At 59.4% G+C, this 15,237-nt stretch carries 14 protein-coding genes, 1 tRNA gene and 1 pseudogene; 11 read left to right on the top strand and 5 right to left on the bottom strand.

Annotated elements, in window-relative coordinates; all coding sequences use genetic code 11:
• Window positions 1-6 precede the first annotated feature (6 nt).
• On the bottom strand, window positions 7-774 hold the full coding sequence (gene gloB, locus KVY02_RS08770) for a hydroxyacylglutathione hydrolase (RefSeq protein ID WP_081194290.1): 768 nt from the start codon (window positions 772-774) through the stop codon (window positions 7-9).
• 108 nt (window positions 775-882) lie between these two features.
• Between gloB and KVY02_RS08765 the strand changes: the two genes are divergently transcribed.
• From KVY02_RS08765 to nudC, 4 genes are read left to right on the top strand one after another with little or no spacing between them, the layout of a single operon-like run.
• A complete protein-coding gene (locus tag KVY02_RS08765; RefSeq protein WP_081135725.1) occupies window positions 883-1,671 on the top strand; it encodes a class I SAM-dependent methyltransferase in 789 nt (262 codons plus the stop codon).
• The gene (rnhA, locus tag KVY02_RS08760) at window positions 1,664-2,146 is read left to right on the top strand and encodes a ribonuclease HI (RefSeq protein ID WP_016913886.1); all 483 of its coding nucleotides are present in this window, start codon (window positions 1,664-1,666) and stop codon (window positions 2,144-2,146) included. Before KVY02_RS08765 ends, rnhA begins: the two co-directional genes overlap by 8 nt.
• Window positions 2,134-2,883 (top strand): DNA polymerase III subunit epsilon, encoded by a 750-nt coding sequence (dnaQ, locus tag KVY02_RS08755; RefSeq protein WP_081194284.1) that lies wholly within the window; start codon window positions 2,134-2,136, stop codon window positions 2,881-2,883. The genes rnhA and dnaQ overlap by 13 nt, the downstream gene beginning before the upstream one ends.
• Window positions 2,876-3,649, top strand: coding sequence for an NAD(+) diphosphatase (nudC, locus tag KVY02_RS08750; protein ID WP_081135720.1), 774 nt, complete (start codon window positions 2,876-2,878; stop codon window positions 3,647-3,649). Before dnaQ ends, nudC begins: the two co-directional genes overlap by 8 nt.
• Window positions 3,650-3,653: 4 nt before the next feature.
• Here nudC and KVY02_RS08745 read toward each other — a convergent pair whose 3' ends face one another.
• Window positions 3,654-3,965: an SCP2 sterol-binding domain-containing protein gene (locus KVY02_RS08745; RefSeq protein WP_081135717.1), complete on the bottom strand. Its 312-nt coding sequence runs from the start codon at window positions 3,963-3,965 to the stop codon at window positions 3,654-3,656.
• Between the two features lie 161 nt (window positions 3,966-4,126).
• On the opposite strand from KVY02_RS08745, the gene sohB reads away from it, so the two are divergent.
• Entirely contained in the window at window positions 4,127-5,173 is a 1,047-nt protein-coding gene (gene sohB, locus KVY02_RS08740) for a protease SohB (protein ID WP_016913882.1), read from the top strand.
• Window positions 5,174-5,183: 10 nt separating this feature from the next.
• On the opposite strand, the gene KVY02_RS08735 is transcribed toward sohB, so the two are convergent.
• Window positions 5,184-5,504, bottom strand: coding sequence for an ArsR/SmtB family transcription factor (locus KVY02_RS08735; protein ID WP_016913881.1), 321 nt, complete (start codon window positions 5,502-5,504; stop codon window positions 5,184-5,186).
• Window positions 5,505-5,759: 255 nt separating this feature from the next.
• On the opposite strand from KVY02_RS08735, the pseudogene KVY02_RS08730 reads away from it, so the two are divergent.
• From KVY02_RS08730 to KVY02_RS08720, 3 genes and pseudogenes are all read left to right on the top strand, one after another.
• A pseudogene (locus KVY02_RS08730) lies at window positions 5,760-7,697 on the top strand (propionyl-CoA synthetase); the annotation flags it as partial.
• Between the two features lie 138 nt (window positions 7,698-7,835).
• On the top strand, window positions 7,836-8,504 hold the full coding sequence (locus KVY02_RS08725) for a 7-cyano-7-deazaguanine/7-aminomethyl-7-deazaguanine transporter (RefSeq protein WP_016913879.1): 669 nt from the start codon (window positions 7,836-7,838) through the stop codon (window positions 8,502-8,504).
• 16 nt (window positions 8,505-8,520) lie between these two features.
• Complete coding sequence (locus KVY02_RS08720; protein WP_081135707.1) at window positions 8,521-9,327, top strand: alpha/beta fold hydrolase; 807 nt, start codon at window positions 8,521-8,523, stop codon at window positions 9,325-9,327.
• A gap of 36 nt (window positions 9,328-9,363) precedes the next feature.
• Here the strand turns inward: KVY02_RS08720 and KVY02_RS08715 are convergent, their stop codons facing one another.
• Together KVY02_RS08715 and KVY02_RS08710 are read right to left on the bottom strand one after the other, a co-directional pair.
• Window positions 9,364-10,752, bottom strand: a complete 1,389-nt coding sequence (locus KVY02_RS08715; protein ID WP_218314985.1) for a 3'-5' exonuclease family protein — start codon at window positions 10,750-10,752, stop codon at window positions 9,364-9,366.
• A gap of 21 nt (window positions 10,753-10,773) precedes the next feature.
• Entirely contained in the window at window positions 10,774-11,859 is a 1,086-nt protein-coding gene (locus tag KVY02_RS08710; RefSeq protein WP_371317410.1) for an ABC transporter substrate-binding protein, read from the bottom strand.
• A 268-nt stretch (window positions 11,860-12,127) separates the two neighbouring features.
• Here KVY02_RS08710 and KVY02_RS08705 point away from each other — a divergent pair, with 268 nt between their 5' ends.
• The 3 genes from KVY02_RS08705 to KVY02_RS08695 all read left to right on the top strand — a co-directional run bounded on the left by KVY02_RS08705 (window position 12,128) and on the right by KVY02_RS08695 (window position 15,235).
• The gene (locus KVY02_RS08705; protein WP_100730696.1) at window positions 12,128-13,834 is read left to right on the top strand and encodes a potassium/proton antiporter; all 1,707 of its coding nucleotides are present in this window, start codon (window positions 12,128-12,130) and stop codon (window positions 13,832-13,834) included.
• Window positions 13,835-13,892: 58 nt separating this feature from the next.
• Window positions 13,893-13,983, top strand: a tRNA-Ser gene (locus KVY02_RS08700).
• A 316-nt stretch (window positions 13,984-14,299) separates the two neighbouring features.
• The gene (locus KVY02_RS08695; RefSeq protein WP_157808939.1) at window positions 14,300-15,235 is read left to right on the top strand and encodes an Abi family protein; all 936 of its coding nucleotides are present in this window, start codon (window positions 14,300-14,302) and stop codon (window positions 15,233-15,235) included.
• Window positions 15,236-15,237: the final 2 nt, after the last annotated feature.

The raw sequence follows: 15,237 nt of genomic DNA, 5'->3' as shown, positions 1-15,237 counted from the left end.
GCGTTCTTAAAAACGGTTCTTCCACTCGCGCAGAGTGGTGAACGTAGCGAGTTCGTCGTCATTTGCCCCTTGCTGGCCAGCGGCCAAGCGCACGCTTTCAGTGCCGACACGCAGGTAAGGGTTGATCGTCAGCTCGCGTCCTATCGTGCTGGGTAAGGTGGGCCTGCCTAGCGCCCTGGCCTTCTCGCACTCCTGTTGTGCGCGTGTTACAGCATCGTTGTCAGGATCCGCAGCACGTGCAAAGCTCAGATTTGCCTGAGTATATTCATGCGCTGCAAAGACCAGTGTTTCCTGGGGGAGTTCCGCAAGACGACGCAGTGAGTTCAGCATTTGCTCCGGTGTGCCTTCGAAAAGACGTCCGCAGCCAGCATGAAACAGCGTGTCGCCACAGAACAGAAGAGCGGGAATACCCGGTGTAAAGTAGCTGATATGATCCAGCGTATGGCCGGGGGTCTCCATCACTTCGAAGGCGCGACCCAGCACTCTTACTTGATCGCCCTCGCCGACGCGCTGGTCGATACCTTGAATGTCCGGGTTATGGGGACCAATCACCAAGGGGGCGTAGCGCTCTTTCAGCGCCGCCAGCCCGCCGGTGTGGTCATGATGATGATGCGTGATCAAAATCGAATCGAGGGTCAGGGATTCTCGCTCGAGGAAATCGATCACGGGGGGCGCTTCACCGGGGTCCACCACGCAAACGCCTTGACTGTTATCCTGTCTTATCAGCCAAATATAGTTGTCGCTTAAGGCGGGTATCGGTGTCACGCTCATCATGGGCGAGATCCCTCGGAGTTTGTCAGACCTGCTCGAAAATTGCCGTGCGCCGCATCATGTGGCAGCGCGCCCTTCAAAAGCCCAATACTGTGGAGGCAAGAGTCGTTCATGTCAAATTCGCCGGATGTCACACGACTTGCCCGCTCTCTGGCTCAGGCCCGCGCCTATTGGCAAACGGATGCCGGGCGTTCGCTGTGGGAAGCCCAGCGCGCCTGCCTGGGGCCGGTGGTAGAAGGTCGAAAAGGTGGGCACAGCCTGGAGATGGGGATGGCCCCGCCATTGATGACCATGTCCAGTATTGCCCATCAGGTGGTCTGGGCGCCGAACAGAGAGAGCGCAGAGGGTGAGTCCACCCTGATTTGCCCCCCGGAACAGCTGGCGCTCCCGGACCGCTGTCTGGACGTCATGGCGATTCATCACTGGCTCGAATATTTGCCGGATGCGCACCATACGCTGCAGGAAGCCGCCCGTGTGACCGCCGACAACGGTGTGCTGGTGCTGTTTGGCTTCAACCCGGTAGGCCTCAACGGGCTCAGTCGCCGGTGGCGCAAGGCCGAATATCCGTGGCAAGGCCAGTGGCGCACGGTGAACCGCCTGCGGGACTGGCTCGCGTTTGTCGATTTCGAGGTGGAGCGCGTAGACTACTGCTGTTTTCGTGGCCCCATGAGCACCACTTGCCGCGAACGCTGGGAGCGGCTGGGCCGACGCCACAACATGCCGCTGGGTGAGAGTTACATGATTCAGGCGCAGCGTCGGCAGCGTCATGCCCCCATCCAGCGCGTCAAGTTTGGTTTGCGTACGCCGGTTTCGTCGTCTCTTGGCGTCACACGCACCAGCACAGCCGCCCGGCTACCCGCTGGAAAACGACGTATAGAAAAGGATAGTGAGCGTGAGTAACCAAGCAGCCAGTGAGCTGCCCCGTGTCACGGTGTATACCGATGGGGCGTGTCGTGGCAATCCTGGCCCCGGCGGATGGGGAGTGCTGCTGGTCAGCGGTACCCATGAGAAGACCTTGAAAGGCTTCGAGGCGAACACCACCAACAATCGCATGGAGTTGATGGCGGCCATCATGGCGCTGCGCACGCTCAACAAGCCCTGTGAAGTGGCGTTGTGGACCGATTCGCAGTACGTCCGCCAGGGCATTACCCAGTGGATTCACAACTGGATGAAACGCGGCTGGAAAACCGCTTCCAAACAGCCGGTGAAGAATGCCGAGCTTTGGAAGTCACTGCACGAAGAGACCCAGCGCCATCGTGTCGAGTGGCACTGGGTCAAAGGGCATAGTGGCCACCCCGGTAACGAGCGCGCCGACGCCCTGGCCAACGAAGCCATCGATGAGCATCAGAGGAGCAAGACCCCATGCGCCAGGTAATTCTGGATACCGAAACGACAGGTATCGACCCCAAGGATGGCCACCGTCTGGTAGAGATCGGCGCCGTCGAGATGGTCAATCGGCGGTTCACCGGGCGCACCTACCACCAATACATCAACCCCGAGCGTCATATCGATGCCGAGGTGGTGGCCGTCCATGGCATCGATGATGCCAAAGTAGCCAACGAGCCGGTATTTGCTCAGGTTGCCGACGATTTTTGGGCCTTCATCGAAGGTGCCGAGCTGGTCATTCACAACGCACCGTTCGACGTGGGCTTCATCGACCACGAGCTGAACATGCTCAACAAGCGGCGCAAGTCGCCGGTATTGGGGCCGGTCAGGGAGCACTGCCGTATCCTCGATACGCTGGTCATGGCCCGCGAAATGCACCCGGGCCAGCGCAATAATCTGGATGCGCTCTGCAAGCGGTATGACATCGATAATGGCCACCGGGTGCTTCACGGGGCCTTGCTGGATGCGGAAATTCTGGCCGATGTCTACCTGGCGATGACCGGTGGGCAAACGGCGTTAACCCTGGATGCCGAGAGTGACAATGGCCAGCGTAAAGAGCGCCAAGCCAACGAAGGGCTGTCGGTTCAGCGGCTGTCGCTGGCGCCAGGGCAGCTACGAGTGATTCGCCCCAGTGCAGAAGAGCAGGCCGCCCATCAGGCAAAGTGCCAGGCGCATCAACTGCGCTGGCTGTCGGCAAGCGGTGAGAGTGGTACGGCCGATGCTTAGACGTGAAATTCCGCACCATGCGCGTGAAGGCCGAGTGATTCGCGTCGCGCGCAGCCATATAGCACCGGCACCGCTGGTGGGTGAGCTGTCTCCGCTTCAGCCCCATCAGCCCTGGGACGAGCACATGCAGCCCCTGTGCTACTGGCATGACGAGCCCGTGGCTTTGCAGGTCGAAAGTGCGCCGGGGGATGGCTGGATAGAGGGGAGCCAGTGGCTATCAGAACTGCCAGCCTCATGGTTTAGCCTGCTGGCCACGGCCTTGCAGGTCGGTGCCTGGCTGGAAAACCACCGTTTTTGCAGCCGCTGTGGTGAGCGAGCCTCCAAGCTGGAAGCCGAATTCGCCATGCACTGCTATGCGTGCGGGCATCGCAACTACCCGCGAATTTCACCCTGTATCATCACGCTGGTGACCCGGGGGGAAGCCATGCTGCTGGCCCGCAGCCCGCGCTTTCCGCCCGGGCGCTACTCTACCCTGGCAGGGTTCATCGAGCCGGGGGAGTCAGCAGAGGAGGCGGTGCACCGAGAAGTGTTCGAAGAGGTGGGGGTGCATGTGGATCAACTGCGCTATCACCACAGCCAGGCATGGCCTTTCCCGCATTCGCTGATGCTGGGCTATTTTGCGGAAGCGACCACTCAGCGGATCATGATCGACGGGGTCGAAATCAGCGATGCTGCCTGGTTTTCGCCGCGGCAGCTGCCTGCGCTGCCGCCGCCTTACTCTATTTCACGGGACTTGATCGAAACGCACCTGGCCCGCTGGCGCTGAGGGCTTACCTGCCCGGAAACAGGCTAGTCAGCTTGGTGGCCAGCATGACATTGCCGGTCGCCTTGAGCTTGCCGGTCATGAACGCGGTCATGCCATTGATGTCGCCACTCATGATGCCCTTGAGGGTATCGGTGCTCAGGCTCAAGCTCACCGAAGGGTCGTCGTGTTCGCCTTCATGCACTCCCAGGCTACCGTCCTGAACCGAGAGATAGTGGCTGCCAGCATCGGAAAAATGAAACTGGAAAACTTCGTTCATGCCTTTGGCTGCTTCGGGGTCGAAGCGGGATTGCAGTTTTTCAAGGGTATTGGATGACATAAGGTATGCTCACGTAACAGTTGATGTGGATTGACGTTATCTCACGAGAGTATTTCAAACAGTTGTTTTAATCAAGCCTCGTTGACACTTCCTCACAATCTGCGGATAAAGCCCGTACACTAATACTTTCCAGCGTTTAAAAATACCTGAGGAGATGAGTCATGGCGGAATGGTTGGTGGAAATGGGCACCTTCCTGCTGCAAACCACGCTGGTGCTGGCAGCAGCGGCAGCGTTGCTGATGCTGGTGATGCGAAGCAAGGAGTCCCCGTCATCGGGATTGAAGCTACAGGTAGAATCCCTGAACGACCAGCGTAGAGCCCGTGGCCGGCGGCTGCGGGTCAACACGACCGAGCAGGGCGCCCGCAAGAAGCTGATCAAGGCCTTCCGCCAGGAAGAGAAAGCGCGGCAAAAGGCGGCCAAGCAGGGTAAGAGTCCTTCTGATTCTGTTCAAAAACTATGGGTGCTGGATTTCCATGGCGATATCAAGGCCTCCCAGGCTGAAACCTTTGCCCAGGAAGTGTCGGCGGTGATCGATGTGGCCAGCGCCAGTGACGAAGTGGTGGTGCGTCTGGAGTCGGCGGGCGGATTGGTGCACGCCTATGGGCTGGCGTCGGCTCAGTTGGACCGGCTGCGGGAAGCGGGGCTGACCACCACGGTGTGTATCGATAAAGTCGCGGCCAGCGGTGGCTATATGATGGCGTGTACCGCTCACCACATCAAAGCGGCCCCATTTGCGGTCATTGGCTCCATTGGGGTCGTGGCTCAGGTGCCCAACATCCACCGTTTACTTAAACGCAACGATATCGACGTGGAGCTGCTCACCGCTGGCAAGTACAAGCGCACCTTGACCATACTGGGAGAAAACACCGAGGAAGGGCGCGAGAAGTTCATCGACGACCTCGAGAATACCCATCGTTTGTTCAAGTCTTTTGTGGCTAGTCACCGACCCGACATGGATATCGAGCAGCTGGCGACGGGAGAGGTCTGGTACGGCAGCGAAGCGCTGGAACACAAGCTGATAGACAGCGTGGGCACCAGCGAAGCCTACCTGGTCGAGCGCATGGCCGATGCGCAGGTATACCGGGTGAAGCTGGAACCGCCGAAGACCATGGGGCGCCGGTTTGGCCTTGCGGTGTCGGCGGGCATCGAGAATGCGCTGGTGAAAGCGCTGGGGGTGGTCGAGTCAGCCGGTTGGTTGCGTCGTTGACCTGACAGCGTCAGGCCGCATAGTGCTGTGCCAGGGTACTGATGATCGCCCTGGCGCTGTCACTGTTGAGCGAGTAATAGATGGTTTGCGATTCACGGCGCGTATCGACCAGCTTGTCTCGGCGCAAAATGGCCAGGTGCTGGGAAAGCGCAGACTGGCTCAGCGACAGCTGTTGATTGATCTGCGTGACAGAGAGCTCCGTCTCTGCCAGCAAGCAAAGAATTTGCAGCCGTTTTTCATTGGCCAGAGCCTTGAGCAGCTGGGTGCCAGCCTCGATGGCGAGCCCATTGTGTTCCAGAAGGCGTGCAGCGGCGCTAGTAGAAGCAGACATGAAACTCTCCTTGCCTACACTGTGGTGACAGCGTTGTTATTGATTATGTAGCCATCGTCGCGTCGCGAGGATTGGGTTGTTGAATGATCATTAATTTAGCGCTTTTTGTCCAAATGCGCGATTAACGTTCTATCAATGGTAAGCGTCGATTTTTTGTCGACAATCTCTCTTCTCCATATTCGCTTTGGTCGAATTTAAGCCCATAGTATGAGGGTGAAAGCGCGCTTTGCTTTGTAGAGTGTCAACAATCAAGTTCACAACAATGACAAGGCCGCCATGAACCGTTACCACTCCATCTACCAGCAGTCGGTTGAACAGCCAGAAGCGTTCTGGGCCGCACAGGCTCGCAAACTGCCCTGGTATACGCCCCCCAGTACTATCCTCAGCTATGACGAACAGCGGCATGCTCGCTGGTTTGGTGATGGCGTGCTCAATATCTGCCACGCTGCCATCGATGTACACGTAGAACAGGGCCGCGGCGAACAGGCGGCCATTTTCTGGGACTCGCCGGTTACCCGCGGCAAACAGACGCTCACTTACCGCCAGCTGCGCGACCGGGTCGCCAAGGTAGCCGGAGGCCTGGCGCAATTGGGCGTCACCAAGGGTGACCGGGTGGTCATTTACATGCCCATGGTGCCGGAGGCGCTGATTGCCATGTACGCCTGTGCCCGCCTGGGCGCGGTGCACTCCGTGGTCTTTGGCGGCTTTGCCCCCCACGAGCTGGCGGTACGCATCGAAGATGCCGAGCCAAGGGTAGTCATTGCGGCTTCTTGCGGGGTGGAGGTCGACAAGGTGCTGCCTTACAAGCCCATCGTGGAGCGCGCCATCGAGCTGAGTAGCTTCAAACCCCAAGCGTGCGTGGTGTTCCAGCGCGACGCCCACCAGGCCGAGCTGCAGCCGGAGGATCACGATTGGGCAACGCTCGAAGCCAGTGCCCAGGCCGCTGACTGTGTGCCCGTCAAGGCGACCGATCCGCTGTATATCCTCTACACCTCCGGCACCACGGGCAAGCCCAAGGGCGTGGTACGCGATACGGGTGGTTACGCCGTGGCGCTGCACTACTCCATGGAGGCCATTTACGACCTGGCGCCGGGCGATGTGATGTTCACGGCTTCGGATGTGGGGTGGGTCGTCGGGCACTCCTATATCGTTTACGCGCCGCTGCTACGTGGCTGCACCACGGTGGTATACGAAGGCAAGCCCGTGCGCACGCCGGATGCCGGGGCGTTCTGGCGGCTGATCGAGGAGTACCGCGTCAAGAGCTTCTTTACAGCGCCCACGGCATTCCGTGCCATCAAGAAAGAGGATCCGGATGCCAGGCTACTCTCACAATACGATATCAGCAGCCTGAAACATCTGTATGTGGCGGGGGAGCGGCTCGATCCACCCACGTTCCATTGGCTGGATGACCTGCTGGACGTACCGGTGATCGATCATTGGTGGCAAACCGAAACCGGCTGGCCGATTGCCGCCAACTTGCCCGGCATCGAAGCCGTGCCCACCAAGGCCGGTTCGGCCACGTATCCCGTGCCCGGCTTCGACGTACGCATTCTGGATCGCGACGGTGAGCAGGCCGAGTCCATGCAGCAGGGCAGCGTGGTGATCAAGCAGCCGCTGCCGCCAGGCTGTTTGATCGGCGTATGGCGTGACCCGCAGCGTTTCCACAGTGCCTACATGGCGGCTTTCCCAGGTTTTTACCTCACCGGGGATGGCGGCTATTTCGATGAGGAGGGCTACCTGTTCATCATGGGGCGCACCGATGACGTGATCAATGTGGCGGGGCATCGCCTCTCTACCGGTGAAATGGAGGAAGTGGTGGGTGCCCACCCCGCAGTGGCCGAATGCGCGGTGATTGGCATTCATGACGAGTTGAAAGGACAGCTCCCGATAGGGCTGGTCATTCCCAAGGATGGCTTCCAGGGCGACGAAGCGACGCTGGAAGCCGAGCTGATCGAGCGGGTGCGTGAACATATCGGCCCGATTGCCTGCTTCAAGCAGGTGCTGGTGGTCAATCGGCTACCGAAAACCCGTTCGGGCAAAATATTGCGCAAGCTGCTGCGCAATATCGCCGATGGCAAGTCCTACGGTATTCCATCGACCATCGATGACCCCACTAGCCTCGATGACGTGCATGACGCCATGTGTCAGCGTCAGGTAGGTGCCGCAGAGCAAGCGAAACCTCAGCAGAGCTGAAGCTTCGATGGCCGCCCCGCGCGTCTGGGCGGCTTTCATTACCAGCGAGAAGGCGTATAATGCGCGCCCCAGTAGCGTCATTACGCTGTTCACGAGGGTTCCCTAACCCCTCTTGCCACCAAAAAAAGGTCTCGCTCCATGTTTGCGCTCACCGATCTTCAGCATCGCCGTTGCCTGACGGTAATGGTTCTCTTTCATATTGCCATCATTGCCGCCAGCAACTATTTGGTGCAACTTCCCTTTACGCTGTTCGGCTTTCACACCACTTGGGGAGCCTTCAGCTTTCCGTTCATCTTTCTGGCCACCGACCTGACCGTACGCCTGTTTGGTAAAGGGCCAGCACGCACCATCGTATTACGGGTCATGTTTCCCGCGCTGCTGGTATCCTATGTAGTGTCAGTGGTGTTTCCCCGTGGCAGTTTCGCGGGCCTGGAGGCGTTGGGCGAGTGGAACCTGTTCGTGGCGCGGATTGCCCTGGCCAGCTTCCTGGCCTACGTGCTGGGCCAATTGCTGGATGTGCAGGTCTTTGACCGGCTGCGCCAATGGGCCTGGTGGGTAGCACCGGTCTGCTCCACCATCCTGGGTAACCTGGCGGATACCTTTGCCTTTTTTGCGACCGCCTTTTACAACAGCCCCGATCCGTTCATGGCCGCCCACTGGGTGGAAATTGCCACGGTGGATTACGTCATCAAACTGGCGATCAGTCTGCTGTTCTTCCTGCCGCTGTACGGCCTATTGCTGGCGTGGCTGACGCGCAGGCTGGTGGTATGGACCGGCCAGACAGACGCCGAACCACGCACCGCTTAATCATCAAGGAGCCCCCATGACCGAACAGGCCACTGTCGACCTGCACGTGATCGATCTGCCCGCCGAGGTGGAAGCGCCTGAGCAAGCGCCGCTGATCGTCATTCATGGATTGTTGGGAAGTGCCGACAACTGGCGCTCGCATCTCAAGGTGTGGCAGCGCCAGCGCCGGGTGGTGGCGGTGGATCTGCGCAATCATGGCCGCTCGCCCCATGCCGAAGGCATGCGCTACACCGCTATGAGTGATGACGTGCTGGCCGTGATGGACAAGCTCTCCATCGAGAACGCGCATATTCTTGGCCACTCCATGGGCGGAAAAGTGGCCATGACGCTGGCTCGGCAAGCCCCCGAGCGCTGCTTGTCGCTGATGGTGGCCGATATCGCCCCGGTGGCCTACCAGCATGGTCATGACGATGTGTTCGCGGCGCTGAATCGCGTCAGAGACGCCAAGCCTGCCAATCGCCGTGAAGCCGATGCGCTATTGGCCGAGCATGTCAGCGAGCGGCCCACGCGCCTGTTCCTGGCCACCAACCTGGTACGAGACGAGCAGGGGAGGATGAGCATTCGCGTGGGGCTGGACGAGATTCAGCGTGGCTATGAGCACATCATCGGTGAGCCGGAAGGAGAGGCCGCCTATGAGGGGCCAGCGCTGGTGCTGCGTGGGGCCAACTCTCACTACGTGACGGATGAGATGCTGCCCAAACTACGCGAAGTGCTGCCACGGGCCCGCCTGGTGACGCTGAAGAATGCTGGGCATTGGCTGCATGTTGACCAGCCAGAAGCGTTTCAACAGGGGATCGACGCTTTTATTGCGGCGCACTCCTGACGCTAGCCCACTCAATCCAACCACCAATCCAGCCACTCAACCCAGCGGCTCGATCGACAGCCCGTGCTGATCGGCGTCGCGGATGAAGCGGTTGAGAATGCGGTAGGTATCCATGTCGAACTGCCCGGCAGGTGTTTTCAACGCCAGCGCAGCCTGCCGCGATGAGGCGCTGCCCAGATAGCACCAGTGATCGATCAAGTGATAGGCCGCCGGGCCCGTTGGGCGGCTCTGCTCGCGGAGAATGATACGGCCTGGCCACGGCCAGGCGCTGATCTGCAGGCCCGCCAGCGCCTGCTGGGCACGCAGCGAGTGTGCCTCGCGTGTTTCTTCGCCGCAACACGCCCCCCGGCATCGCCCCAGCTGGTGGGCAAAACAGCGGCCCTTGCCCTTTTCCAGCCCCAATACCTGCGGGCAGAGCTGATGCGCTTCGGCCAAGTGGCGCAGTGCCTCTTTGGCTTCCTTGGCGCTGCGGAACAGGCCAAACAGCTTGCCCGGCTGCGGTTGCCCCAGCAGCTTGCCATTGGCCAGCGTGGGCTGCGCCGCATCGTCCGGCCAGTACCAGGTGTGTAGCTTGCCCTGGCGGCGTAGCTGGCGGTTCATGATGGGCATCAACTGCTTGACCAGCTGTGCTTCGCGCAGTTGGGCGCTCAGGTCACCGGCCGTTTCCTCCCATTCCACGTGCTGGATCTGCTGGGCCAAGCGCATCTCCTTGTCATCCTGATGATCACGCTGGAAGTGGTCGAGCACCCGCAAGCGCAGGTTGACGCTCTTTCCCACATAGAGTGGCAGGCGGTTGTGCCCATAAAACAGGTAGACGCCCGGTGCTTCTGGCAGCCCCGCCAGCTGCTCGCTGGGAAGGTGTGCGGGCAGGCTGCGGTAACGCTGCTCGTCAGCCAACGCCGCCTGCCAGGTGGGCGTATCGAACCGCTGTTGCCAGGTTTGCCAAAGGCCCCACAGGGCTTGCGCATCCTCTTCGGCTCGGTGGGCGTTGGTTCTGGGTACGTCGTAATGGGCCAGTAATGCCGTCAGATTGTGCTTGGGCAGCTGCGGTGCCAGTCGCCGGGCAAGGCGTAGAGTGCAGATTACCCTGGGGCGGTAAGCAATCCCGGCGCGTTTGAACTCGTTGCGTAGAAAGCCTGCATCGAAGCGGGCGTTGTGCGCCACCAGCGTGTCACGCCCCAGCCATCCGTTGAGCTCCTCGGCAATGCAAGCAAAGGTGGGCGCATCCTTGAGCATTGCATCGTCGATCCCTGTCAGTCGGCTGATATGGACAGGTACTCCCGTTGTGGGCTGAATCAGGCTTACCCAGCGCTCCACGACGTGACCGCCCACCATTTTCAAGGCGGCAATTTCCGTGATGCGGTCACGGGTAGCGCGTGTGCCGGTGGTTTCTATATCGATGAAAATCAGTGGCGTATCGTTCATGCGGCTCCCGCCTGGGCGCGCTTATGGCTCGGCCAGGGTATGCGGATTGAGTGCCAGCCGCGAGGCAGGCAGCGTGGCCTCTATCGTGCCGGAGGCCAGCAGGTAACGTTCGAAGGCGCTGTAACGACGCTCATCCAGGGCGGCCGGGCTCAGCGCCAAGCGGCGCACGATATTTGCCCAGGCGCCCTGGTTGACCGGGTTGTCGAGCACTGGCTGAGTGTTAATCACCAGTTGCCAGGCCTCGTCGGGGTGGTCGACGATCCAGTTGCTGGCCTCTTCCAGGGCCGTCACCAGGCGCGACCAGGTGGCCGCGCGCCGCGCGACAGAATCGCTGTTGGCCAGCAGGATCAGGCCATCATGGCGGGGAATGTCGAGCGCCTGGTAACGCACCGTGTGGGTCACGATGCCATCTGAAGCCAGCTCTTCCGGCAGAGTTAGATAAAAACCGTCGGCAATGGCGTCGACGCGCCCCTCGCGCAGAGCGCCGGCCGCATCGAAGTGGACGTTTTCGGCGGGCGAGAACTCATCGATTTGCCGCAGGGACAGGGGCACCAGCGGTTCCGCCAGTAGGTCGCGCCCTTCGCGGGTCGAGAAGCCATAGTGGACTCTGCCCAATCCCTGGAGGGGGTCGGGCGAAGTGGCGGTGCCTGCCACGATCACGGCATTCAACGGGGTTTCGACCAGCGTGGCAATCCGCACGATGGGGGCGCCATCATGCACATTCAGGTGCAGCAGCGGCTGGCGTGAGAGTGCCAGGTCTACCTCGCCGGCCGCCAGCAGCTTGATGGCGATAGCCGGGTCGGCGGGCGTCTGTAGTTCCACCTCCAGCCCTTGTAGGGCAAATAGCCCGCGCTCCCTGGCAACGATCAGGGGGGCGTGCTGGGGGCTCAAGTACCAATCGAGCATCAGGCTCAGGTGCTTCATGGGCGGTGGGTCCAGAGGAGGCGGTGGTACCAGCGCCATACTGGGAGCATCGTCTTCACTGGATGCTTGTTCCGGGGAAGATGTCTCAGGCTTGTCGCTTCCGACGGGCGCCGCTTCTACCTCGGGGGGTGGAGTGCTTGGCCACAGCCCTTCAGGCAGCACCAGATCACTTTCAAGCTGCAAGGGGGCGGGGCGAGTGTCGGGTGTTTCTGTATCATTTGCGTAAGTGGCTGAAATTGAAAATAATAAAAAAAACGCTAAGACTAGGGTAAGTATGGAACGGGCACGCAATAATGCGTTCAACATAACCTGAACTCCAGAGGGTACGACGGCGGAGTTTAGCTGTCTGGGGAAGTCTCTGGCTAGCCCTGGGGCCATCTGGCCAACTCGCCCAGTAAAATCCGCTTGGGCATGCAATAATAGAACGGCATTGATGTAGAGACGGAGACTCATGGACGCAATTTATACCTTCTTTCTGGTAGGCGGTTCCCTCATGGCGCTCAGCATTCTGGCGAGCCGCTTGTCCTCCATGATGGGCGTGCCGCTACTGCTGATCTTCCTGGGGCTGGGAATGCTGGCCGGAGAGGAGGGCTTATTGGGTCTCGAGTTCGATGACTACTCCATGGCCTTTACCATCGGCCATCTGGCGCTGGCCATGATTCTGCTGGATGGTGGGTTACGTACACGACTCAAGACGTTTCGCGTGGGGTTTCGTCCAGCCCTTTCGCTCGCAACGCTGGGGGTGTTCATCACCAGCGCCATCGTGGGCGTTATCGCCATGTGGGTCTTCGACCTCACCTTGATTCAGGGGCTGCTGGTGGGGGCCATCGTCGGCTCCACCGACGCGGCGGCCGTGTTCTCGATGCTCAGTGGCCGTGGGGTGAACCTGAACGAGCGGGTTGGGGCAACGCTGGAGATCGAATCAGGCACCAACGACCCGATGGCGATTTTCCTGACGCTGATGCTGGTCGAGATGCTGGTGGGGGATATTGGCGGCATTAGCGAGACGCTGCTGTTTTTCGTTTCTCAGTTCGGCATCGGCCTGCTGGTGGGCGTGGCAGGCGGCTGGGGTAGCGCCAAGTTGTTGCGCTGGCTGGACCTGGCGCCAGGCCTCTACTCCATGCTGGCGCTTGCCCTGGGGTTCAGTGTCTTTGGTCTTACCAGCGTGCTGGGCGGCAGTGGCTTCCTGGCCATTTACCTGGCCGGGTTGATGATCGGCAATCAGCCAGGCAGGCACCTCAACTTCATTCTACCGGTGCATGACGGGCTGGCCTGGTTAAGCCAGATTGGCCTGTTCCTGGTGCTCGGCCTGCTGGTAGCACCCAGCCAGCTCTGGGAAGTCGCGCTGCCAGCCAGTTTAGTGGCGTTGGCATTGATCTTTGTCGCGCGGCCGCTGGCGGTGCTGATCACCATCAAGCCGTTCTTCAAGTTCCGCTGGCGCGAGACCTTCTTTATTGCCTGGGTAGGCTTGCGGGGTGCCGTGCCCATCGTGCTGGCCATTTTCCCGGTCATTGGCGGCGTCGAAAATGCCTCGCTTTACTTTAACGTGGCCTTCGCCGTGGTGCTGATGTCGCTACTGATTCAAGGCGGTTCGCTCAACCTGGTGGCCCGCTGGTTGAAGGTGCAGGTGCCCGTGGGCACCACGCCCAATCGGCGCGGCCCGCTGGGCATCCTGCCGGAAAACGATTTTGAAATGTTCGTCTACACGGTGGAAAACCAGGACCTGGACGATGTGCCTATCCGGCTGCTGCGGTTTCCATCGGGCGCCTTGATCTCGTCGCTGTTCCGCAACCACGTCATGCTCCACCCCAAAGGCAGCACCCGACTGAAGCTGGGCGATGTGATCTGCGTGATTGGTCGCAGTGAAGACCTGGTGGCCCTGAATCGCTTGTTCAATGGCGATGCCAAGCTCAAGCAGGAGCGGGCGTTCTTCGGTACCTTTACCCTGGACGGCACCGCTCAGATGCAAGACATCGCCCAGGCCTACGGCCTGACCCTGAGCCCCGGCGAGCAGGAGATGACCCTGGCCGAGTTCGTCTCCCTGCGGGTAGGCGGCCACCCAGTGGTAGGGGACGACGTGGACTGGCACGGCATTCACTGGGTGGTCAGCGAGATGGAAGGCGGCGACATTACCCGGGTAGGCTTAAGACTCTACTAATTGATTCAAAAGGCGTTGACTTCCAAGGGAAAGCTGTTATTATACGCACCCATAAGCCGGAGGGATGGCAGAGCGGTTGAATGCACCGGTCTTGAAAACCGGCATAGGTTAATAGCCTATCCAGGGTTCGAATCCCTGTCCCTCCGCCACTTATTTGAAAAAGCTCCTGATTCGTCAGGGGCTTTTTTTATGCGTGTGATTTGGCCGAGAATGTATTTATCTCCATCTGTATTCGTTGCCAGCGCTACTTAAAGGGACGCTATCGTCAGGGCGCCTGCCTGCTTGATACCATGGATATGTATCAGGTGGGCCTTGTCGATTAACCAGTACCTGTCGACGCGGGGTTTATCTTGCTGCTGATGAGCAACATGCCTATAATAGATTTCAACAACACCCCCCAAGCCTATCCTGCAGCGCGCTGCGGTGATGCTCAAACCGGGGGGTTACTATTTTGGGGCTTCCAAAATGTACTATGACAAGCCTCCTATCCCTATTGAGCAGCAAGTGTCGCTACTCCGCAAGCGGGGCATGAATGTGCCAGATACCGCTCGTGCCGAGCATTACCTCACGCATATTGGCTATTACCGCTTAAGCGCTTACTGGTTGCCTTTTGAAGAGCCTAATGCGCTCGCTGACGTTGGGCGTACCCACCGTTTCGTTGCAGGTACCTCGTTTGATGATGTGCTCCAGCATTATATATTTGACCGTGAGTTACGTCTGATTTGTCTTGAAGCCTTGGAGCGGGTGGAAGTCTCCCTGCGCTCGTTATGGGTGAATGCATTTGCTCTTCAAAAAGGACCGCATGCGTATTTGGATGCTCAGTACTTTCATTGTCCTTACAAACACGCCAAGCAGGTGGCCAGAGCAGCCAACGATCTACAAGACAATGAAGAGGCGTTTGTAAAGCACTATCGCCAGAAGTATCGTGGGGCTGGATTGCCCCCTATCTGGATCATGGCGGAAACACTGACATTTGGAGCGCTATCGCAGTGGGTTGAACTCACCATGCCTACAGAAATTAAAAAGGTAGTGATTCAGCAGCTTGATCTACCGACCATCGAAATAGCCCAAGGCATTTTTCATAACCTCAGTCAGCTGCGTAATGTGTGTGCCCATCATGCACGCTTATGGAACCGTCGCTTCTCGAAAAAATATCCCCACATCCGTAGGATGCCGCTTCTCTTGCATCCAGAAACATCCGGTGAACAGGCCCGTTACATCTATAACCATTTCGTGATGCTTGGCCACCTGATGGTGGTAATCAATCCTGGAACATCCTGGCCGCGGCGGTTGTATAGCCTTCTGGAAAAGCAGACCGAAGCCACCCACGTAGCGATGCACCTTCCCGATCACTGGCGGACAGCACTGGCTGCCACTGGCCCGAAGGGCAGTTTCAAGTGATC

It is taken from the genome of Halomonas sp. 18071143 (assembly GCF_019211725.1).
GTDB classification, from domain to species: domain Bacteria; phylum Pseudomonadota; class Gammaproteobacteria; order Pseudomonadales; family Halomonadaceae; genus Vreelandella; species Vreelandella stevensii.
Note: the sequence above shows the minus strand (reverse complement) of the source record. Positions and strands in the feature narration are given on the sequence as shown.

What these genes read in the sequence shown, in the direction of transcription:
- gloB (WP_081194290.1), bottom strand. Translation starts at nt 774, where the DNA reads ATGATGAGCGTGACACCGATACCCGCCTTAAGCGACAACTATATTTGG.
- KVY02_RS08765 (WP_081135725.1), top strand. Translation starts at nt 883, where the DNA reads ATGTCAAATTCGCCGGATGTCACACGACTTGCCCGCTCTCTGGCTCAG.
- dnaQ (WP_081194284.1), top strand. Translation starts at nt 2,134, where the DNA reads ATGCGCCAGGTAATTCTGGATACCGAAACGACAGGTATCGACCCCAAG.
- nudC (WP_081135720.1), top strand. Translation starts at nt 2,876, where the DNA reads ATGCTTAGACGTGAAATTCCGCACCATGCGCGTGAAGGCCGAGTGATT.
- KVY02_RS08745 (WP_081135717.1), bottom strand. Translation starts at nt 3,965, where the DNA reads ATGTCATCCAATACCCTTGAAAAACTGCAATCCCGCTTCGACCCCGAA.
- sohB (WP_016913882.1), top strand. Translation starts at nt 4,127, where the DNA reads ATGGCGGAATGGTTGGTGGAAATGGGCACCTTCCTGCTGCAAACCACG.
- KVY02_RS08735 (WP_016913881.1), bottom strand. Translation starts at nt 5,504, where the DNA reads ATGTCTGCTTCTACTAGCGCCGCTGCACGCCTTCTGGAACACAATGGG.
- KVY02_RS08725 (WP_016913879.1), top strand. Translation starts at nt 7,836, where the DNA reads ATGTTTGCGCTCACCGATCTTCAGCATCGCCGTTGCCTGACGGTAATG.
- KVY02_RS08720 (WP_081135707.1), top strand. Translation starts at nt 8,521, where the DNA reads ATGACCGAACAGGCCACTGTCGACCTGCACGTGATCGATCTGCCCGCC.
- KVY02_RS08715 (WP_218314985.1), bottom strand. Translation starts at nt 10,752, where the DNA reads ATGAACGATACGCCACTGATTTTCATCGATATAGAAACCACCGGCACA.
- KVY02_RS08705 (WP_100730696.1), top strand. Translation starts at nt 12,128, where the DNA reads ATGGACGCAATTTATACCTTCTTTCTGGTAGGCGGTTCCCTCATGGCG.
- KVY02_RS08695 (WP_157808939.1), top strand. Translation starts at nt 14,300, where the DNA reads ATGTACTATGACAAGCCTCCTATCCCTATTGAGCAGCAAGTGTCGCTA.